General features: G+C 62.9%; 11 protein-coding genes and 1 pseudogene. 9 read left to right on the top strand and 3 right to left on the bottom strand.

Annotated elements, in window-relative coordinates:
- Positions 1–151: 151 nt before the first annotated feature.
- From gpmM to GYA94_RS09370, 4 genes are all read left to right on the top strand, one after another.
- Complete coding sequence (gene gpmM, locus GYA94_RS09385; protein ID WP_054905876.1) at positions 152–1,687, top strand: 2,3-bisphosphoglycerate-independent phosphoglycerate mutase; 1,536 nt, start codon at positions 152–154, stop codon at positions 1,685–1,687.
- Between the two features lie 145 nt (positions 1,688–1,832).
- Positions 1,833–3,146, top strand: a complete 1,314-nt coding sequence (locus GYA94_RS09380) for a murein hydrolase activator EnvC family protein (protein WP_161892186.1) — start codon at positions 1,833–1,835, stop codon at positions 3,144–3,146.
- Positions 3,147–3,224: 78 nt separating this feature from the next.
- Complete coding sequence (locus GYA94_RS09375) at positions 3,225–4,541, top strand: S41 family peptidase (protein WP_009684994.1); 1,317 nt, start codon at positions 3,225–3,227, stop codon at positions 4,539–4,541.
- Positions 4,542–4,549: 8 nt separating this feature from the next.
- Positions 4,550–5,317 (top strand): divergent polysaccharide deacetylase family protein, encoded by a 768-nt coding sequence (locus GYA94_RS09370; protein ID WP_161892185.1) that lies wholly within the window; start codon positions 4,550–4,552, stop codon positions 5,315–5,317.
- 34 nt (positions 5,318–5,351) lie between these two features.
- Here GYA94_RS09370 and GYA94_RS09365 read toward each other — a convergent pair whose 3' ends face one another.
- The 3 genes and pseudogenes from GYA94_RS09365 to GYA94_RS09360 all read right to left on the bottom strand — a co-directional run bounded on the left by GYA94_RS09365 (position 5,352) and on the right by GYA94_RS09360 (position 12,075).
- Positions 5,352–9,902 carry a dermonecrotic toxin domain-containing protein gene (locus GYA94_RS09365; RefSeq protein ID WP_255326914.1) on the bottom strand — a complete coding sequence of 1,517 codons (4,551 nt, stop codon included), beginning with the start codon at positions 9,900–9,902 and terminating at the stop codon, positions 5,352–5,354.
- A 226-nt stretch (positions 9,903–10,128) separates the two neighbouring features.
- Positions 10,129–10,485 carry a hypothetical protein gene (locus GYA94_RS28645; RefSeq protein WP_370593771.1) on the bottom strand — a complete coding sequence of 119 codons (357 nt, stop codon included), beginning with the start codon at positions 10,483–10,485 and terminating at the stop codon, positions 10,129–10,131.
- Between the two features lie 52 nt (positions 10,486–10,537).
- Positions 10,538–12,075, bottom strand: a pseudogene (locus GYA94_RS09360) (BCCT family transporter).
- Positions 12,076–12,608: 533 nt separating this feature from the next.
- Here GYA94_RS09360 and betI point away from each other — a divergent pair.
- The 5 genes from betI to mscK all read left to right on the top strand — a co-directional run bounded on the left by betI (position 12,609) and on the right by mscK (position 21,908).
- The gene (gene betI / locus GYA94_RS09355; protein WP_009684989.1) at positions 12,609–13,265 is read left to right on the top strand and encodes a transcriptional regulator BetI; all 657 of its coding nucleotides are present in this window, start codon (positions 12,609–12,611) and stop codon (positions 13,263–13,265) included.
- A gap of 38 nt (positions 13,266–13,303) precedes the next feature.
- Complete coding sequence (gene betB, locus GYA94_RS09350; RefSeq protein WP_009684988.1) at positions 13,304–14,776, top strand: betaine-aldehyde dehydrogenase; 1,473 nt, start codon at positions 13,304–13,306, stop codon at positions 14,774–14,776.
- Between the two features lie 157 nt (positions 14,777–14,933).
- On the top strand, positions 14,934–16,625 hold the full coding sequence (gene betA, locus GYA94_RS09345; RefSeq protein ID WP_054912240.1) for a choline dehydrogenase: 1,692 nt from the start codon (positions 14,934–14,936) through the stop codon (positions 16,623–16,625).
- A gap of 196 nt (positions 16,626–16,821) precedes the next feature.
- Complete coding sequence (locus GYA94_RS09340; protein ID WP_054912241.1) at positions 16,822–18,564, top strand: potassium/proton antiporter; 1,743 nt, start codon at positions 16,822–16,824, stop codon at positions 18,562–18,564.
- 35 nt (positions 18,565–18,599) lie between these two features.
- Positions 18,600–21,908 (top strand): mechanosensitive channel MscK, encoded by a 3,309-nt coding sequence (mscK, locus tag GYA94_RS09335; protein ID WP_110677603.1) that lies wholly within the window; start codon positions 18,600–18,602, stop codon positions 21,906–21,908.
- Positions 21,909–21,979: the final 71 nt, after the last annotated feature.

Genomic DNA, 21,979 nt, shown 5'->3' with positions numbered 1-21,979 from the left:
CACCAAAGCCCGACGGGCCGGCCACCAGACCAGCTTCATGTTGCCAGCGCACGCGCGCCGGTCGGGGGATGGGACGATTATTCGCCGCACGTGGCGTATTTGCCCTAAAATGCGTTTCTTTATCATCTTTGAACAACCGTGAGTTTGATTGATGACGAGTACGCCCAAACCCCTGGTCCTGATCATCCTGGATGGCTTCGGCCACAGCGAAAGCCCTGAATACAACGCCATCTACGCCGCTAACACGCCGGTCTACGACCGCCTGCGCGCCAGCCAGCCGCATGGCCTCATTTCCGGCTCGGGCATGGATGTCGGCCTGCCGGACGGGCAGATGGGCAACTCCGAAGTCGGTCACATGAACCTGGGCGCGGGCCGCGTCGTCTATCAGGACTTCACCCGGGTGACCAAGGCCATCCGCGACGGTGAGTTCTTCCAAAACCCGGTGCTCACCGGTGCGGTGGACAAGGCTGCCGGTGCCGGCAAGGCCGTGCACATCCTTGGCCTGCTGTCCGATGGTGGCGTGCACAGCCACCAGGACCACATCGTTGCCATGGCCGAACTGGCCGCGCAGCGCGGCGCGGAAAAAATCTATCTGCACGCCTTCCTCGATGGCCGTGACACCCCGCCACGTAGCGCGCAGTCGTCCATCGAGCTGCTCGACGCCACCTTCGCCAAGCTGGGCAAAGGCCGCATCGCCAGCCTGATCGGCCGCTACTACGCCATGGACCGCGACAACCGCTGGGACCGCGTCAGCGCCGCCTATAACCTGATCGTCGACAGCAGCGCCGAATACACCGCTGACACCGCCGTGGCAGGCCTGCAAGCGGCCTACGCCCGTGACGAGAGCGACGAGTTCGTCAAGGCCACGCGCATTGGCGCAGCAGTCAAGGTCGAAGACGGCGATGCCGTGATCTTCATGAACTTCCGCGCCGACCGCGCTCGCGAGTTGTCGCGCGCCTTCGTCGAGCCCGATTTCACCGAATTCGCCCGTGCACGCCTGCCAAAAATGGCGGCCTACATCGGCCTGACCCAGTATTCGGCGAAAATCCCGGCACCCGCTGCCTTTGCCCCGTCCAGCCTGAACAATGTACTGGGCGAGTACCTGGCAAAGCACGGCAAGACCCAACTGCGTATCGCCGAAACCGAAAAATACGCCCACGTCACCTTCTTCTTCTCCGGTGGCCGCGAAGAGCCATTCGAAGGCGAAGAGCGCATCCTGATCCCATCGCCGAAGGTCGCCACCTACGACCTGCAGCCGGAAATGAGCGCACCGCAAGTGACCGACCGCATTGTCGAAGCCATCGAGCAACAGCGCTTCGACGTGATCGTGGTCAACTACGCCAACGGTGACATGGTCGGCCACACCGGCGTGTTCGAAGCGGCAGTCAAGGCTGTCGAAGCGCTGGACAACTGCGTTGGCCGCATTGTCGAGGCGCTGGACAAGGTCGGTGGCGAAGCGCTGATCACCGCCGACCACGGGAACGTCGAGCAGATGGAAGACGAGTCCACCGGCCAGGCCCACACCGCACACACCACCGAGCCGGTGCCGTTCATCTACGTCGGCAAGCGCAACGTGAAAGTGCGTGATGGCGGCGTGCTGGCCGATGTTGCGCCGACCATGTTGAAGCTGCTGGGGCTGGAAAAGCCTGCCGAAATGACCGGCACTTCGATTCTGGTAGACGCCTGACAGCTGCAAGCTGCAAGCTGCAAGCTGCAAGCGAGAGGTGGCGCGCTTTTTCTTGCCGCTTGTAGCTTCACGTTTGCAGCTGATTCAATTTGCCCGCCCAGGCGGGCATACTAGGCCAGTCTCCATCCTTGGTACGCCAAACCCCATGCTTCGCGCCCTGATCCTCCTAGCCTTGTCATGCCTGCTCAGCCCGGCCTTCGCCGATGAGCGCGCACAGACCCAGCAGCAACTGGACGCCACCCGCCAGGACATTGCCGAGCTCAAGAAAACACTGGGCAAGCTCCAGGAAGAAAAAGCCGGTGTGCAAAAGGACCTGAAAGCCACCGAGACCGACATCGGCAACCTCGAAAAGCAGGTGGAGGCACTGCAGCAAGCACTAAAAAAGACCGAGGGCGAGCTGGAGCGCCTTGAAACCGAGAAAAAAAAACTCCAGACCGCCCGCGTTGAACAGCAACGGCTGATCGCCATTCAGGCCCGCTCGGCCTACCAGAACAACGGTCGCGAGGAATACCTCAAGCTGCTGCTCAACCAGCAGAACCCAGAGAAATTCGCCCGCACCCTGACCTACTACGACTACATGAGCAAGGCGCGCCTGGAGCAGTTGCGCACCTTCAACGAAACCCTCCGCCAGCTGGCCAGTGTCGAGCAGCAAATGTCTGCCCAGCAGCAACAGTTGCTGGCCCAGCGCGCCGACCTCGACAGCCGCCGCCAGGCCCTGGAGAGCGAACGCGGCAAGCGCCAGCAGGTATTGGCCAAGCTCAATAGCGACATGAAAGACCGCGACCAGAAGCTCCAGGCCCGTCAGCAGGACCAGGCCGACCTGGCCAAAGTCCTCAAGACCATCGAGGAAACCCTGGCACGCCAGGCCCGCGAGGCTGAAGAGGCACGCAAGAAAGCCCTGCTGGCGCAGCAGGAAGCGGAAAAACGCCGGCAGCAAGAGGCCCTGGCCGCCGCTGCGCGCGACCAGGCGCGCGAGCCTGAAGCGCCGGCAGAGCCGCCGAAAAAGGCCCGTACCACCCTCGGGCCGATGGTTTCCAGCGACGGTGCCAACTACGGCGGTGCATTTTCTGCAGCACGGGGCAAACTTCCTTGGCCAGTCAATGGTCGATTGCTGGCACGCTTCGGCGATGCACGCGGCAACGATGCCCGGGCCAAATGGGACGGCGTGATGATCAGCGCCAACCCCGGCACACAAGTGCGCGCCGTGCATGGCGGGCGTGTGGTGTTCGCCGACTGGTTGCGCGGCGCCGGGCTTCTGGTCATTCTCGATCATGGCAACGGTTACCTGAGCCTGTACGGCCATAACCAGAGCCTGCTGAAAAGTGCCGGTGACATCGTCAAGGCCGGTGAAGCCATATCCACCGTCGGCGACAGCGGTGGCCAGGACGCGGCAGGCTTGTACTTCGCCATCCGCCAGCAGGGCCGGCCTACCGACCCTTCGCAGTGGTGCCGGGGTTAGTCAACTTTCTACGGCGCGGCCCAAACGCTGCACCGATGCTCCGCAGGGAGCGCTTACAGGATCAGGAGTCCGTTCGACATGCTGCACTCGCCTCGTCTCACCCAGTTGGCCCTGTCCATCGCCCTGGCGGTCGGCGCGCCCCTGGCCACTGCCGCGGAGCCGGCCAAGGCGGCAGCTGTGCCGGCCACCGAGGTCACTGCCAAGGCGCCACTGCCACTGGAAGAGCTGCGCACCTTCGCCGAAGTCATGGACCGCATCAAGGCGGCCTATGTCGAGCCGGTAGACGACAAGACCCTGCTGGAGAATGCCATCAAGGGCATGCTCAGCAACCTCGACCCACACTCGGCCTACCTAGGCCCCGAGGACTTCCAGGAACTGCAGGAAAGCACCAGCGGCGAGTTCGGTGGGCTGGGTATCGAAGTGGGCCAGGAAGACGGCTTCATCAAGGTGGTCTCGCCGATCGATGACACCCCGGCCTCGCGTGCAGGCGTCCAGGCCGGCGACCTGATCGTCAAGATCAACGGCGCCCCGACCCGCGGCCAGACCATGACCGAAGCGGTGGACAAGATGCGCGGCAAGGTCGGCGACAAAATCACCCTGACCCTGGTCCGCGACGGCGGTAACCCCTTCGACGTGACCCTGGCCCGCGCGGTGATCCAGGTCAAGAGCGTGAAGAGCCAGCTGCTGGAAAACGACTACGGCTATATCCGCATCACCCAGTTCCAGGTCAAGACCGGCGACGAGGTGGGCAAAGCCCTGGCCAAGCTGCGCAAGGACAACGGCAAGAAACTGCGCGGGGTGGTGCTCGACCTGCGCAACAACCCGGGTGGCGTGCTGCAATCGGCCGTGGAAGTGGCCGACCACTTCCTCACCAAGGGCCTGATCGTCTACACCAAGGGCCGCATCGCCAATTCCGAACTGCGCTTCTCGGCCGACCCGGCCGACGCCAGCGAAGGGGTGCCACTGGTGGTGCTGATCAACGGCGGCAGCGCCTCGGCTTCGGAAATTGTAGCGGGCGCACTGCAAGACCAGAAGCGCGCCGTGCTGATGGGCACCGACAGCTTCGGCAAAGGCTCGGTACAAACCGTGCTGCCATTGGCCAATGACCGCGCCCTGAAGCTGACCACCGCACTGTACTTCACCCCCAATGGCCGTTCGATCCAGGCCCAGGGTATCGTCCCCGACATCGAAGTACGTCAGGCCAAGCTCACTGCCGAGGTCGACACCGACAACTTCAAGGAAGCCGACCTGCAGGGCCACCTGGGCAACGGTAACGGCGGCGCCGACCGCCCGACCGGCAGCAGCAAGCGTAAGGAGCGTCCACAGGACGACGACTTCCAACTGAGCCAGGCACTGAGCCTGCTCAAAGGCCTCAACATCACCTCGGGCAAATGATCCAGCCCGTGCGGTACCTGCTATGCCTGGTGTTCTGCCTGTTGGCCGGGGTCGCGCAAGCGGCGCCGGCCGGCAAGGCCTACATGAGCATCATCATCGACGACCTTGGCCAGAGCCCCGAGCGGGACAGCCGCACCCTGGCCCTACCCGGCCCGGTGACCATGGCCATCATGCCCGACACCCCGCATGCAACCGACTTCGCCCGCCAAGCGCACAAGGCTGGCAAAACGGTGATCCTGCACATGCCAATGGACCCGGCCACCGGGCCCTATGCCTGGCACCCCGGCATCGCCGGCCAAGAGCTGGCCCGGCGCCTGGACAGCGCCTTGCTCAAGGTGCCTTACGCGGCCGGCATCAACAACCATATGGGCAGCCGCATGACGGCCCAGCGCGAACCCATGGCCTGGCTGATGGGCGAATTGCAGCGCCGTCACCTGTTCTTCGTCGACAGCCGCACCAGTGCCGCCACCGTCGCGGCTGCAGAAGCACAGGCGCAAGGCCTGGCGCATGTCTCGCGGGATGTGTTTCTCGATGACGTGCGCACCACCGAAGCCATTGCCGGGCAGTTGCAACAAGGCGTGGCCCTGGCGCACAAGCAAGGCTCGGCAGTGCTGATCGGCCACCCTTACCCGCAAACGCTGGAGGTGCTGGCCCGCGAACTGCCCCGCCTGAAAAGCCAGGGCATCACGCTGCTGGGTCTGCCACAGATGATTGCCGAGCGGAGCAACCAGGCCATGCCGGCACATGGCCGGCAGGGCCGCTACAGCAACCGATGAACCTGGGTTCGGCCAGAAGCAAGCCGCCCCGAACCTACTGTGCTGTTGGACGATCGAAAGGAATGATCCCCGTGGCTTGCTGTAGTGTCAGCTTGCCGCGGTAAAGCTGCTGCCCTGTATCCCTGGCAACCTGGCTGCTCAGGTAACGCTGGGCCCACACCTTCAGGTGCCCCGAAGTAAAATCCCGGGCGTAGGCAGCCTGCGACCGCAAATGGAAATGCACAGCCCAGAGTTTACGGTTGTTTGACAAGAGCTGGACCAGGTACTCATCGAAAGCGCTACCGTCCGCCATGACATGCCGCTTGAGGTATACGACCTTGATCGCCTTCAAATCGTGAAGAAAGCGCAGGGCTTCGGCAGTGGGGCGGCTGGTGTGGGTGTACAGGGTGGTAAGTTGCACCTCCTTCTCTGCACGCAGCGTATCCACTTCCTGTTCCAAGGTCCTGATCAGCGCATCGTCGCCACCGGCATCGCGCACTACGCTCACTGCCTCGGTCAGTTTGTTCAGCTGAAGATCGTATATCCTGGCCACCAGCGACCCGCTGATATCGATCTTGACATAGGCCTTGGCTGAGGCTCGATGGTCATTGCTCTTATTCAGTAGGGACTGCACCCAACTAGCGAGATCGGCTAGGGGGGCTTCGTCGGGTAACGATGGCTGCTGGACCTCGCGCCACTCGCCATCTACTTGTTCAAAGGTGGCCAATACCTTATCGCTGATCTTCTCACGCACCTCGAGCAAGGATTGCCCTTCGATAAGGTTGCCGATCATCAGTTGGCCCTGGGCATTACGCACCAACCGCTGCGGCACGAGGGACGCCGGATAAGGCCTACGCCCGGTCGGTAGAAGGGGGTGATCCTGCTCATCATACGCTATGCCCAGACGTACGTTCACATCGAGCTTGAGTTTGCTGATGTGCTCCCGATAGCGCTTGATCATGGCCGGTTCGATCAACGCCCCACCCTCTCGGCAAACGCGATCGCTGTTGACCAGTGCAGCACTGTATTCGTCCCAGGCTTCGTGGAGGATGACAACCCTGTCCTGCGCCGGCAGGTTGGAGAAGGCCAACTCGCCGTGGGCTTCGGCCGCGTTGCGCAGGCTTGAGCTGGCCAGGGCAGCTTTGTAGCCTGCAAGTACGTCTGGCCGGTCGCTTTCCAGGTGCAGCGCCAGCTCGGCCAGATTCACCACCTGGTGTAAACGCAGTTGGACTGTACTGACGCGGCGCTTGGCAATTATGTCTGCGACGGTGCGTTTGGCGTTGCCCCCCCAATCCTGTACCTCGAAATCTTCCGGCGTTTCGGTCAACAATTGATCCAGCTGCTCACTCCCGACCAACATGCGATCCTGCACGTCGATCACGACTTGCTGTTTGACGCGCAACTTCTCATACAAATCCGCGAATTCACGAACTGGCCGCCCATCCAGCGCGTTTTGCATCTCCACAAGTTCGGGGTAATTCGCAAGGCTCCAGAGCTCGGTGAAAATAATCTCGGCATCGTTGATAGCGCTGTTGCGAACAACTTTATCGTGCTCGGCAAGCACCCCGTCCCAGCCCCCCTTTTCCCGCTCACGGGCAAATTTGTCTTCTCGCATGGTCGCGTGCAGCGCCAGTATTTCAATATCGGCGCCGACCGCAGCTTCCAGCTCCTTCAGCATCAGGTTCATCTGTGTGAAGTGGTCCTGCTCGAACGTAATCTTGCGCTCATCGTAAAGCGCGAGCGTTGTGCGCAACTGCGACTTCCCCGCCTCGTCTTCGGCGGGCAACGCGGCCAGCCTTTCGGATGCGTTGGCCCGAAGTTCCCTGAGTTTCAGCAGTTTTTCGCGCAATTCCTGCGCAGCCCTGGCAAAAGGCCCGGCTTGCTCTCTGGCCTCCCGGGCGCGGTTGTCAAGGTGACTTATCTTTTGGTGCAAGTCGCGAAACCGAGCACCCAGCCTCTCTTGAGTAAATCTTGGCCCCATGCCACCCCGCAGACCAAGCGCCGTGTCCACACGCCACGCGCCGTCGACGAAACGCAGCCAGGGCCCCGCGGCTCCGCCACCATCGACCACCCGTACACCCTCTGGCAACCGCTCCACGCGGTAGGTATCACTGGCCAGGGCTACATAATGATCGCCGTCGATCAGGTACAAGCCCGTCGCCGTACCTTGGTTCAAGGGCTGCACGCCCGCAAGCGAGACCGGTGCACGCATGGCCCTGAGTGCTTCGCGCTGTTCGCGCGGCAACCAGTTGAAGCCACTCTGACCTCGCCATGAAAAATCGAGCCAGCGACTCGGCAGCGCTTGGACAGGCGCAGGCATTTCCTCGATAGGCGCGATTGCAATTTCGGCAAATGCGCCGCGCTGCGCCTCAGGCCCCTCGACCTCCGCCGCACCGGGCAATGCATAGGCGGGAAAGGCTTTGGCGGGTTGCCTGGCATGCAGCAACACCATGCCCAGGTTCAATATCAGGTCAACCGTTGCCGCCGACCGATCAAACTCATTGCCACGCTCCAAGGCCTCAATGTCTCGCTGCAACGCGTTGAGCAATTGCACCAACCAGGCCACCGAGGCCACAGGCCCCCGAAGCGCCAAGGTCACGACATCGAACAACAGCCATGCCCCCTCGCACAAGGTCTGCCAGCGGCTCTCGGCGTTGGACACAGACTGTTCATCAGCTAGCGTCAGCAGCAGGTCCCGATTGGCTGTATAAAGTTTCTCGTCAATGTTGCTACGCCAGAATTCGATCGCCAGCCTGGCAGGTTCCGGACGCTCAGGCAGCGCATAGGGGTCGATGCCGATGACACTGATGTGCGGTTCGCGGAAACCACCATGGTCGTAGACAGGCCTGGCGCTGGGCTGCATCCAGTCGAGAATACTCTCCTGCAAAATCTCCGATTCACGCACGTGTTCGAGCAAAGTCGAGAGGCTGGCATATTCACGCAGCGTGTCTTTGGCGAACAAGGGCCGGTACAGCAACACCAGCGAGGGCTCCGCGCAAAACAGAATGTACATGCAGCGTACCGGGTCCGTGACCCTGGACGCTGCGCTACGCCTGAACGCCAGCGGAAACAGGATCATGCGCGGCGCGTCGGGGTCGACGTGCCCCGCACAATAGTCGACCACGCATTGCAGGCCTGACTCTTTGATCTTGCCGTCCATCTTGGCAGTGAGTGCAGCGGCCAGCAGTGCTGCACGCCATTCCCGCCCCAGGCGCGTGACCCGGTCCGCGCGCTTGGCCGGATCGTCCAGTTGCGCCGCGACATAGGCAGGATAATGGCTACCGATATCCACTTTGGTCACGAGGGCTCTGGCGGCGTCGGCATCGAGCCATACCGGTGCCTCACCCCCGCCACGCAGGTAAATGCGCTCGATTGCCGCCCCCTTGAGCGACGCGAGGTTGCCAATGGCAAATTCGGTGAGCGTCTTGCTCCCGGCGAAGGCCAATGGCTCGCCGCCGCCGGTGCCTGTGCCCGCCCCACCAGGGATCCCACGGGCCAGGTAAAGGTCGAATACAAGATCGTCCGGCGAGTTGTCTGCCCCGTGATCCTCGCGGATCTGCCTGGTCAGCCGTTGACGGGCGTAATCGGTCAGCGATTGAACGCCATCCAGTGCTGAGACCCCACCCGAGTCGAGCTGGTAAAGCGCGAGCTGCAGCAAGGCAGCGCTGCAGGCAAAACTGTCCTGCGCACTGGCCATCAACCCAGGGGGAGGTTGCACTGCCGGGGTTTCATCCGGGTACCCCACGAACCACGAAGAAGGGTCGCCAAGCTGGTCAAAACGCTGCTCAAGGGCCGGAACATCCTGGATATCGGCATAACGCGCAAGCTCGACCCTGGCGAGCACCGTATCGAGCAGCAGCGAGACCTGCTGGGCAAACACATTGCCGGTGGCGGGATAGCGTTGCCAACTCATCCGTTCGAAGGCGTAGCGTTGCGCCAGTTCGTCACGCAAGGCCAGGCCAAACGCGTGCAACGACTCGAAACTGCGTACTATCCCCGAAGGTGCGCACCACAGGATGACCTCACGCTCATCCCACTCGGCGGCTATCAGCATCTGGCATTGCAGTTGATCGTATTCCATGGAGGCACTGGTCAGCCGGGCCTGCACGAAGTACACCGCGGGCTGCTCATCACCGCCGTGCAGCAGGCCGCGGATACAGGCCTGCTCCTGCGGGTCCAGTCCCTGCCAGGGCAAGCTGCGCAGTAGCGCGAGCTTGAGCAGCAACTGCAACCATTCGTCGCGACTCACCCCGGCGCTGCCCTTGCCTCGCCAGAACTCGAGCTGGGCCTCGCAGAAGTGTCGTGGCAAGTCCTCAACCAGCTGGTTCAGGGCAGCTGACAAGTCAGGCAATTGCCGGGTGTCGAACTCGCTCGACGAGCCGGCAAAACGATGGCTGCCGGTGAGCCCGAGGTTGTAATGGCGCCCATCCGCCAGTGGCGCCAGGCTCAACGCCTGGGGGTCGAGCAAGGCTTCCAGAACCCGGTCCACAAAGGGTGTGGTGGTCCAATACGCGGTAGCGGGGTCTGGGCTGTCCAGCATCAGTGGGTCAGCATTTGTCAGGGCTGGCGTGGTGTTGGCCAACCATGGCAGGTGCGGCAGCAGCACGCGCAGTAGCTGCGCACTGGCGACCTGGCGCAGGGTCGGCCGGCCGTCGAACTGCCCGGCCACGGCCTGGCGGAAATCGAAGGGGGGTATCTTGTAACTCGTCATGCTGGGTGCCTCCGCTGAAAAAAACGCAGGCTGCGGTATTCAGGTGCGATACCCGCGCTACATATTGCTCAAAAAAAAGGCCTTGCACGGTGGGCAAGGCCTTTTCTTCATCGCAGCAGCGTCAGCTGTACACTCGCCCCAGCAACTGGCGATGGCTTTCGAACTGGTCCAGCACGTCACGCACGATCTGCTCGGGCGCAAAGCCCATCAGGTCGTACTCCTGGCTGCCGTCGTGCAGGTACACCTCGGCACGGTAGAAGCGTTGACGGACTTCCGGCTCGCCTTCCACCGGCGCCTCGCTCGGTGCCGCCAGGTAGCCGTCCAGGCTCACTTCGTAGACGAACGGGTTACCCTCTTCCATCATCACCCGCAGGCCCATCATGTCGCGCGCCTGGCCAACACGGGACTCCACGTCGAAGCCCAGGGTCTGCAACTGGGCAGCAGCCTCTTTCAGGGCCGGGCTGACCTGCTTGTCCATGAAGCGCTGCACCACGGCCTGGGTCGGCTGCAGCTCCAGCTGGGTCAGCCGCTCACTGAACCCGCGTCGGCCACGGGCAGCCAGTTCGGCGCGCTCCTGCTCTACCGCCACGTCCTGTTTCATGGCCTTGTACAGGCCGAACATGAACAGCACCAGCACCACCGAGAACGGCAAGCCCGCCAGCACGACCATGGTTTGCATGGCCTCGAAATTACCGGCGAACAGCAAACCGATGGTCACCAGGGTGATCACCACCGACCAGAACACCACCATCCAGTGCGGGGCATCCTCGTCGACCTTGCCGCCTTTGCAGGACAGGTTGGCCATCATCACCGCACCGGAATCGGCCGGGGTCAGGAACAGCACGAAGCCGACGAACACCGCCACCCCGATCACGAGCTTGGCTGCCGGGAAGTATTCCAGCAGTTGGTAGATCGACATCGAGGGTTGTTCCAGCGCAGTCTTGCCCAACTCGACCGCGCCCTGGTTGATCACCAGGTCCAGCGCCGTGTTACCGAAGATCGACAACCAGGCCAAGGTGAAGCCCAGCGGGATCAGCAGCACACCCATGACCAGCTGGCGCACCGTGCGGCCTTTGGAAATACGGGCGATGAACATGCCTACGAACGGGCCCCAGGAGATCCACCAGGCCCAGTAGAACACGGTCCACAGGCCCAACCAGCGCTCGGACTTGCCAGCCTCGCCCTCATACACGTACAGGTCGAAGGTTTTCAGCACGATACCATTGAGGTAATCGCCTACGTTCTGCACGAAGCCGTTCAGCAGGTGCAGGGTTTCGCCGCCCAGCAGGACGAAGATCAGCAAGCCGCTGAACAGCATGATGTTCAGGTTGGACAGGCGGCGAATGCCGTTTTCCACACCCGAAACCGCCGCCACGGTAGCCACGCCAGCCATCACCAGGATCACCACCAGCAGGTTGGTCTTGCTGTGGTCCATGCCGAACAGGTACTCCAGCCCGGACGACACCTGCATGGCACCGATGCCCAGGTTGGTGACCAGGCCCAACAGGGTGACGAACATGCCGAAGATGTCCACGGCATTGCCGGCGGCACCCTTGACCCAACGTTCGCCGACCAGGGGGTACAACGCCGAGCGCAGCGCCAGCGGCTGGTTATGCCGGTAGGCGAAGTAGCCCACGGCCAGGCCGACCAGCGCATAGATCGCCCAGCCATGCAGGCCCCAGTGCAGGAAGGTCAGCTGCAGGCCCTGGCGCGCGGCTTCGAGGCTTGCCGGGGTGCCCTCCGGTGGGTTGAAGTAGTGGTCCAGGGGCTCGGAGGCGCCAAAGTACAGCAGCGAAATACCGATGCCCGAGGAGAACAGCATGCCGGCCCAGGCGCCATAGCTGAAGTCGGGCTGGTCGTCCTTGCCGCCGAGCTTGAGGCTGCCGTAATCGGAGAAGGCCAGGTAGACGACGAACAGCAAGTAACCGCAGATCACCAGCATGTAGTACCAGCCAAAGGTGCGCGTCAGCCACTTCTGGGCCACGCCCAGCACCTGGCCGGCAGTTTCGGGTACAGCGATCAGCAAGGCAGTCAGAACTAGGATCATCAGCGCCGAGGTGAAGAACACCACGCGGTTGACCCGTACCCTCTCGGCGGGGGGCTTGGTAAGTGAGGCAGAACTCATTGCACGAATGCTCCGGGCAGTGCGGCTGTGGAGGCTAATCATTCTTTCCCGAGCAATTGGTGGAATATCCCCACTGCATCAGGTGTTATAAAAGCACCCTGGAAACCGTGATCCCGAATCGATACGTTGCAAAAAACAGACAGGTGGTCTGCTGCAAATGCCACGCTTTACCCGCTGGGTGCGCGCATTCGTCACAGATCACCCCGCCCGCTCCAAGGGCCCGCCGCAGGGCCGGGGCCACGTGGCAGAATCTGCATTTCGCATCGCTGATGCCCGTCAACGCCTTGTATTACGGGGGTTACGCGATTTCCTGGGGTGTCAATTCGTGCCTGCTCGACGACCTGAAAGACTGTCAATGGCACAAATTGTCGCAGAGCTTATTCTTTATTGATTGAACGTTCAATCAAAACAAAATAGACTGGTCTTCGCCGAGTCAGCCGCCTGTCGCCTGCTCGCAGGCCTGAGGAGATAGCAAGATGCCCAAGGTCGGTATGCAACCCATCCGCCGCCAGCAGTTGATCGAAGCCACGTTGCAGGCTGTCGACCAGGTCGGCCTGGGGGACGCCAGCATTGCGCTGATTGCCCGTTTGGCCGGGGTGTCGAACGGCATCATCAGTCACTACTTTCGGGACAAGAACGGCCTGATAGCAGCGACGATGGGTTACATCATGAATATGCTCAACGAAGGCGTTCGAGCACGTCGCCAGGCCCTGACGGACGACAGCCCGCGCGCTCACCTGAAAGTGATCATCGAGGGCAACTTCGATGCCAGCCAGGTGAACGGCCCGGCGATGAAAACCTGGTTGGCCTTTTGGGCTTCCAGCATGCACCAGCCCGATTTGCACAGGTTGCAACGGATCAACGACCACCGTTTGTACTCCAACCTGTGTTGCCAGTTTCGCCGTGCCTTGCCGCTTTACCATGCGCGCAAGGCCGCCCGTGGCCTGGCAGCCCTGATCGACGGTCTGTGGCTGCGCGGTGCCTTGTCGGGTGATGCATTCGACACTGGCCAGGCAGTACGGATTGCTTACGAATACATGGATCTACAACTGGCTAAGCAGCACACCCTGGGCACCAACGACCCGGCTGCTGAACAAGCGCGCACGGCCCTTGCCCACCCGGCAGGAGCGTGACGCAAAGCCAAACCACACACTGCACTTGCGAGGACACTATGGCCCGTTTCGGAACGCAAAAACTCTACATTGATGGCGCTTACGTCGACGCTGGCAGCGATGCCACTTTCGAAGCCATCAACCCGGCTACCGGCGAAGTCCTTGCCCACGTGCAGCGTGCGACCGAGGCTGACGTCGAGAAAGCCGTCGAAAGCGCCGAGCGTGGCCAGAAAGTCTGGGCTGCGATGACCGCCATGCAGCGCTCGCGCATCCTGCGCCGCGCCGTCGACATCCTGCGTGAGCGCAACGACGAGCTGGCCATGCTGGAAACCCTGGACACCGGCAAGTCGTACTCGGAAACCCGCTACGTCGACATCGTCACCGGCGCCGATGTGCTGGAGTACTACGCAGGCCTGGTACCGGCCATCGAGGGCGAGCAGATCCCGCTGCGTGAGTCGTCCTTCGTCTACACCCGCCGCGAGCCGCTGGGCGTGACCGTAGGTATCGGTGCCTGGAACTACCCGATCCAGATCGCCCTGTGGAAATCCGCCCCGGCCCTGGCCGCTGGCAACGCGATGATCTTCAAGCCATCGGAAGTCACGTCGCTGACCACCCTCAAACTGGCCGAGATCTACACCGAAGCCGGCCTGCCCAATGGCGTGTTCAACGTGCTGACCGGCAGCGGCCGTGAAGTCGGTACCTGGCTGACCGAGCACCCCCGCATCGAAAAGGTCTCCTTCACCGGCGGCACCACCACCGGCAAGAAGGTCATGGCCAGCGCCTCGAGCTCGTCGCTCAAGGAGGTCACCATGGAACTGGGCGGCAAGTCGCCGCTGATCATCTGCGCCGATGCCGACCTGGACAAGGCCGCCGACATCGCCATGATGGCCAACTTCTACAGCTCGGGCCAGGTATGCACCAACGGTACCCGCGTGTTCATCCCGGCTGAAATGAAGGCTGCCTTCGAAGCCAAGATCGCCGAGCGCGTTGCGCGCATCCGCGTTGGCAACCCGGAAGACGAAAACACCAACTTCGGCCCGCTGGTCAGCTTCCAGCACATGGAAAGCGTGCTGGGCTACATCGCCAAGGGCAAAGAGGAAGGTGCCCGCCTGCTGTGCGGCGGCGAGCGTCTGACCACCGGTGAGTTCGCCAAAGGCGCCTTCGTGGCCCCGACCGTGTTCACCGACTGCAGCGACGACATGACCATCGTCAAGGAAGAGATCTTCGGCCCGGTGATGAGCATCCTCACCTATGAAACCGAGGAAGAAGTGATCCGCCGCGCCAACGACACCGACTACGGCCTGGCCGCCGGTGTCTGCACCAACGACATCACCCGCGCCCACCGCATCATCCACAAGCTCGAAGCCGGTATCTGCTGGATCAACGCCTGGGGTGAATCGCCGGCCGAGATGCCGGTCGGTGGCTACAAGCAGTCGGGCGTAGGCCGTGAAAACGGCGTCAGCTCGCTGGCCCAATACACCCGTATCAAGTCGGTTCAGGTCGAACTGGGCGGCTACAACTCGGTCTTCTGACCGACAGTTGCAAGCCGCAAGCTTCAAGCTGCAAGAAAGAGCCGGTCGGCGTCAGACCGCCGGCCCTTGCAGATACCATCCATTCGCAAGCTTCGCCCAGCTGCTTTTTCTTGCAGCTTGTAGCTAGAAGCTTGCCGCTGCATTTCGGAGAAATGCCATGGAATACGATTACATCATCGTCGGTGCCGGCTCCGCCGGTAACACACTGGCCACCCGCCTGACCGAAGATGCCGGCGTCACCGTACTGCTGCTGGAAGCCGGCGGCCCCGACTACCGCTTCGACTTCCGCACCCAGATGCCAGCAGCCCTGGCCTTCCCGCTGCAAGGCCGCCGCTACAACTGGGCCTACGAGACCGACCCGGAGCCGTTCATGGACGGCCGCCGCATGGAGTGTGGCCGCGGCAAGGGCCTGGGTGGTTCGTCGCTGATCAACGGCATGTGCTACATCCGCGGCAACGCCATGGACTTCGACGGCTGGGCAGAACTGCCAGGCCTGGAAGACTGGACCTACCTCGACTGCCTGCCGTACTTCCGCAAGGCCGAAACCCGCGACATCGGCCCTAACGACTACCACGGCGGTGACGGCCCGCTCAGCGTCGCCACGCCCAAAGCAGGCAACAACCCGCTGTTCAACGCAATGGTCGAAGCCGGTGTACAGGCCGGTTACCCGCGTACCGAAGACCTCAACGGCTACCAGCAGGAAGGCTTTGGCCCGATGGACCGTTCGGTGACCAAGAACGGCCGCCGCTCCAGCACCGCCCGTGGCTACCTGGACCAGGCCAAGAAACGCCCGAACCTGACCATCGTGACCCACGCCCTCAGCGACCGCGTGCTGTTCGAAGGCAAGCGCGCGGTTGGCGTCACCTACCTGGTGGGCGACAGCGAAGAGCGCGTAGAAGCCCGTGCCCGCAAGGAAGTGATCGTCAGCTCCGGCGCCATCGCTTCGCCGCAGCTGCTGCAGCGCTCCGGCGTTGGCCCGCGTGCCCTGCTGGAAAGCCTCGACATTCCGGTGGTGCACGACCTGCCGGGCGTGGGTGAAAACCTGCAGGACCACCTGGAGCTTTACCTGCAGTACGCCTGCACCCAGCCGGTGTCGCTGTACCCGTCGCTGCTGTGGTGGAACCAGCCGGCCATTGGTGCCGAGTGGCTGTTCAACGGCACCGGCATCGGCGCCAGCAACCAGTTCGAGGCTGGCGGTTTCATTCGCAGCCGCCCGGAATTCAAGTGGCCGAACATCCAGTACCACTTCCTGCCGGTGGCGATCAATTACAACGGTTCCAATGGCGTGAAGGAGCATGGCTTCCAGGCGCACATGGGTTCGATGCGCTCCCCGTCCCGCGGCCGCATCCAGGCCAAGTCGAAAGACCCGCGCCAGCACCCGAGCATCCTGTTCAACTACATGTCCTCCGAGCAGGACTGGCAGGAATTCCGTGACGGCATCCGCCTGACCCGCGAAATCATGGCCCAGCCGGCACTGGACCCGTACCGTGGCCGCGAAATCAGCCCCGGCGCGCATGTGCAAACCGATGAAGAGCTGGACAAGTTCATCCGCGAGCACGCCGAAACCGCCTTCCACCCGTCCTGCTCGTGCAAGATGGGCACCGACGACATGGCGGTGGTCGATGGCGAAGGCCGTGTGCACGGCATGCAGGGCCTGCGCGTAGTGGATGCGTCGATCATGCCGTTGATCATCACCGGCAACCTCAACGCCACCACGATCATGATCGCCGAGAAAATCTCGGACAAGATCCGTGGTCGCAAGCCGTTGCCACGCAGCACCGCCGAGTACTACGTGGCTGGTGATGCCCCGGTCAAAGGCAAGCCGATGCGTGAAGTGAAGCAGGCGTAAGCCTGCACCGGCCGCATCGCCGGCAAGCCGCCTGCCACAGGTTGAGCACCGGCAACATGACAAAAGGCACCCACCGCGGTGCCTTTTGCACATCTGCAGAAACGCTTTACATGCTGCCAATTCATCAGGTTAGAATCGATTGGCACGCGACTTGCCAGTCATTCCCCTTTCCAGCGTTATCCCGGAGTACCTGCCTTTGGATGCCAGCACCATCAACAGCCTGTTCCTGATCGGCGCATTACTGGTGGGCGCGAGTATTCTGGTCAGTTCGCTGTCGTCGCGCCTGGGCATCCCTATTCTGGTCATCATTCTCGCCGTGGGCATGGTCGCCGGTGTCGATGGTGGGGGCATAATCTTCAACAACTACCCGACCGCCTACCTGGTGGGCAACCTCGCCCTGGCGGTGATCCTGCTCGACGGCGGCCTGCGCACACGGGTGGCGAGCTTTCGCGTAGCGCTATGGCCGGCACTGTCGCTGGCCACGGTCGGGGTCATGATCACCACAGCCCTGACCGGCCTGGTTGCTGCCTGGCTGTTCAACCTGAGCCTGATCCAGGGCTTGCTGATCGGCGCCATCGTCGGCTCCACCGACGCCGCAGCGGTGTTTTCGCTGCTGGGCGGCAAGGGCCTGAACGAACGGGTCACCGCCACCCTGGAGATCGAGTCGGGCAGCAACGACCCGATGGCGGTCTTCCTGACAGTTACGCTGATCGACATGATTGCCAGCGGCCAGACCGGCCTGCACTGGAGCCTGCTCACCCACCTGCTGCGCGAGTTCGGCATCGGCGGGTTGCTGGGCCTGGGCGGCGGCTGGCTGATGCTGCAACTGGTCAACCGGATCAACCTGGCCGGTGGCCTCTACCCCATTCTGGTGGTGGCCGGTGGCCTGGTGGTGTTCTCGCTGACCAACGCCCTGCACGGCAGCGGCTTCCTGGCTGTGTACCTGTGTGGCCTGGTGCTGGGCAACAAGCCGATCCGCAGCCGCCATGGCATCCTGCACATGCTCGACGGCATGGCCTGGCTGGCGCAGATCGGCATGTTCCTGGTACTGGGGCTGCTGGTGACACCGCACGACCTGCTGCCCATTGCCCTGCCGGCACTGGGCCTGGCGTTGTGGATGATCCTGGTGGCGCGGCCTCTGTCGGTGGTGGCGGCATTGCTGCCGTTCAAGGCCTTCCACGGCCGCGAAAAAGGCTTCATCTCGTGGGTTGGCCTGCGCGGCGCGGTGCCGATCATTCTCGCGGTGTTCCCGCTGATGGCCGGCCTGCCGGACGCCCAGCTGTTCTTCAACCTGGCTTTCTTCATCGTGCTGGTGTCGCTGCTGGTGCAAGGCACCAGCCTGCCGTGGATGGCCAAGCTGCTGAAAGTGACGGTACCACCGGATCCGGCGCCCATCTCCCGCTCTGCGCTGGAGGTGCACATCACCAGCGAGTGGGAAATGTTCGTCTACCGCCTGGGCAAGGAGAAGTGGTGCATCGGCGCCGCCCTGCGCGAGCTGAAGATGCCGGAAGGCACACGCATCGCCGCCCTGTTCCGCGGCGAGCAGTTGCTGCACCCCTCTGGCAGCACCGTGCTGGAGGTCGACGACATGCTCTGCGTGATCGGCCACGAACACAACCTGCCGGCGCTGGGCAAACTGTTCAGCCAGGCGCCGCAGCGTGGCCTGGACCTGCGCTTCTTCGGCGACTTCGTTCTCGAGGGCGATGCCGAACTGGGTGCGGTGGCCGCACTGTATGGCCTGAAACTCGATGGCCTGGACGCGAAAATGCCGCTGGCGCAGTTCATCCGACAGAAGGTCGGAGGCGCTCCAGTAGTAGGTGACCAGGTGGAATGGCACGGCACGATCTGGACCGTGGCGACCATGGTCGGGAACAAGATCCAGAAAGTGGGCGTCAGATTCCCCGAAGGAACGCGACCCGGACCAGGATTGTTCCTCTAAACTTCGTTTCTGCCGGATCCACAAGTAGTCTGCCTATGTCCCTGCGCGCATACCTTCGCACAGCCCTGCTCGGGCTGTGCCTGTCCCTTTCCTTCGCGGCCACCGCGGCAGAGCCGCCAACGGCTGCCAGCATTCAGAACAGCCTCGACAAGATTGCCGAGCGCAAGCTGCCCGAGGCCGACCAGAAGGCCTTGCAGCAGGTTCTGGAACAGACCCTGAGCCTGCTGGCCAGCAAGGACGACAACGAGAAGAAGCTGGCCGCCCTCAAGCAGCAACTCAGTGCCGCACCCAAGGAAACCGACGACAGCCAGAAAGAGCTGGCCCGGCTCAAGCAAACCAAGGTTCAGCCGGTTGCCCAGCGCTATGCCAACCTCAACGTGCAGCAGCTCGAACAAATGCTCAGCGAGCGCAACACCCAGCAGGGCGAGCTGCAGAAGTCGCTGTCCGACGCCAACAGCCTGATCATCAACTCGCAGACCCGCCCCGAACGTGCCCAGGCCGAAATCAGCAGCAACCAGACCCGCGCCCAGCAGATCAACACCATCCTCAAGACCGGCAAGGACGGTGGCAAGTCGATCAACGCCGACCAGCGCAACCAGCTGAACGCAGAACTGGCTTCGCTCAACGCGCTGACCCTGCTGCGCCGCCAGGAACTGGCCGGCAACAGCGTGCTGCAGGACCTTGGCAACGCCCGCCATGACCTGCTGATCGAGCGTGCCGCGCGCCTTGAGCAGGAAATCCAGGACCTGCAGACGCTGATCAACGACAAGCGCCTGGCCCAGTCCCAGGAAACGGTCACCCAGCAATCGATCGAGGCGCAGAAGGCGGGCGGCAGCAGCCTGCTGGCCACCGAAAGCGCAGCTAACCTGAAGCTGTCCGACTACCTGCTCAAAAGCACCGACCGCCTCAATGAGCTGACCCAGCAGAACCTGCGCACCAAGCAGCAACTGGACAGCCTGACCCAAGCCGACCAGGCGCTGGACGAGCAGATCAACGTGCTCAAGGGCAGCCTGCTGCTGTCCAAGATCCTCTACAAACAGAAACAGACCCTGCCACACCTGAAACTCGACCGTGACCTGGCCGACCAGATCGCCGACACCCGCCTGTACCAGTTCGAGGTCAGCCAGCAGCGCGAGGTGATGAGCAGCCCGGTGACCTATGTCGACAAGCTGCTGGCAGCCCAACCGCAGGAACAGGTAACCCCGCAGTTGCGCAAGGCCCTGCTGGAGCTGGCGATCACCCGCAGCGACCTGCTGGAGCGGCTGAACCGCGAGCTTTCGGCGCTGCTCAACGAATCGATCACCCTGCAGCTCAACCAGAAACAATTGCTGGGCACTGCCCAGAGCCTGCGCACCACCCTCGACGAACAGATGTTCTGGATCCCCAGCAACAAGCCCCTGGACTGGGACTGGCTGCGCACCGTGCCGCAACGGCTGGCCGACCAGGTCGCCAACCTGCCGTGGGCCTCCAGCCTGAGCGAGCTGACCGACGGCCTCAGCCACCGGCCGCTGCTGTTCCTGCCGCTGTTGCTGGTGATCGGCGCGCTGTTATGGCGGCGCAAGTACCTGTACCAACGGCTGGGCAAGGTGCACCAGGACATTGGCCATTTCCGCCGCGACAGCCAGTGGCATACGCCACAGGCGATTCTTATCAATATCCTGCTGGCGATGCCGGTCAGCCTTGTCCTGGCGTTGTGCAGCTATGCCCTGCAAATCGACGCCCGCGGGCAGAACGCCAACCTCGGCGCGGCCCTGTGGCAACTGGCCCAGGCGTGGCTGGTGTTCTATACCGCCTACCGCATCCTTGCACCCGGCGGCGTGGCGGAAGTGCATTTCCGCTGGTACAAACCCCAGGTCGAGTTCCTGCGGGGCTGGGTACGCCGCCTGGGCACCGTGGTGCTGGCCCTGGTCGGGGTAGTGGCGGTGGCCGAGCACCAGCCGTCGGCGCTGGCCGACGATGTACTGGGTATTGGCGTGGTGCTGGCCTGCTATGCGCTGATGGCCTGGCTGCTCAGCCGCCTGCTGCTCAGCAGCCCGGCGCACCGTGACACTTCGCTGTTCCGCAAGGCGGTCGGCGTGGCGTTCACTGCGCTGCCTATCGCCCTGTTCGTCGCGGTGTGCTTCGGCTACTACTACACCGCCCTGAAACTCACCGACCGGCTGATCTACACCCTCTACCTGCTGCTGTTCTGGCTGGTGATCGAGGCCGCCTTCGTGCGCGGCCTGTCGGTTGCGGCCCGCCGCCTGGCCTACCAACGGGCACTGAGCAAGCGCGCGGCGGCCAAGGAAGGGCTGGACGGCGAAGTGGTGGTCGAAGAGCCGACCCTGGACATCGAGCAGGTCAACCAGCAATCGCTGCGCCTGATCCGCCTGGCCCTGCTGGGCGGTTTCATCGCTGGCCTGTACTGGGTATGGGCCGACCTGCTCTCGGTGTTCGCCTACCTCAACAACTTCGTGCTGTACGAATACACCAGCGGCACCGGCGCCGCTGCCAGCATGGTGCCCATCAGCCTGGGCGACCTGTTGGGGGCACTGGTGATCGTCGGTATCACCTTCGCCCTGGCCGGCAACCTGCCAGGCCTGCTGGAGGTGCTGGTGCTGTCACGCCTGAACCTTGCCCAGGGCAGCGCCTACGCCACCACCACCCTGTTGTCGTACACCATCGTCGGCGTGGGTATCGTCAGCACCCTGTCGACCCTGGGGGTCAGCTGGGACAAGCTGCAATGGCTGGTGGCGGCGCTGTCGGTGGGCCTGGGCTTCGGCATGCAGGAAATCTTCGCCAACTTCATCTCCGGCATCATGATCCTGTTCGAGCGCCCGGTACGCATCGGCGACACCATCACCATCGGCAACCTGTCGGGCACGGTGAGCAAGATCCGCATCCGCGCCACCACCATCACCGACTTCGACCGCAAGGACATCATCGTCCCCAACAAGACCTTCATCACCGGCCAACTGATCAACTGGTCGCTGACCGACACGGTCACCCGGGTCACGCTGAAGCTGGGCATCGACTATGGCTCCGACCTCGACCTGGTGCGCGAGCTGCTGCTCAAGGGCGCGCATGAAAACCCACGGGTGCTCAAGGACCCGGAACCGATCGTGTACTTCCTCAACTTCGGCGAAAGCTCGCTGGACCACGAACTGCGCATGCACGTGCGCGACCTGGGTGACCGCAACCCGACGCTGGATGAACTCAACCGCTTCATCAGCCGCGAGTTCAAGGCGCACGACATCAAGATCTCGGTACGCCAGGTCGAGGTGTTCCTGATGGACGCAGCCGGCGGCAAGCAGCAGCTGATACCGATGGAGCAGCCCAAACCCGATGGCACCCAACCTGTGTGAGTGGACGCCATAGGGCATGAACGCCCAGAATGCCTGCGAGGGCTTGGCCCTCGATCGCCGGCAAGCCAGCC

The sequence above is a fragment of the Pseudomonas juntendi genome (assembly GCF_009932375.1).
GTDB classification, from domain to species: domain Bacteria; phylum Pseudomonadota; class Gammaproteobacteria; order Pseudomonadales; family Pseudomonadaceae; genus Aquipseudomonas; species Aquipseudomonas juntendi.
Note: the sequence above shows the minus strand (reverse complement) of the source record. Positions and strands in the feature narration are given on the sequence as shown.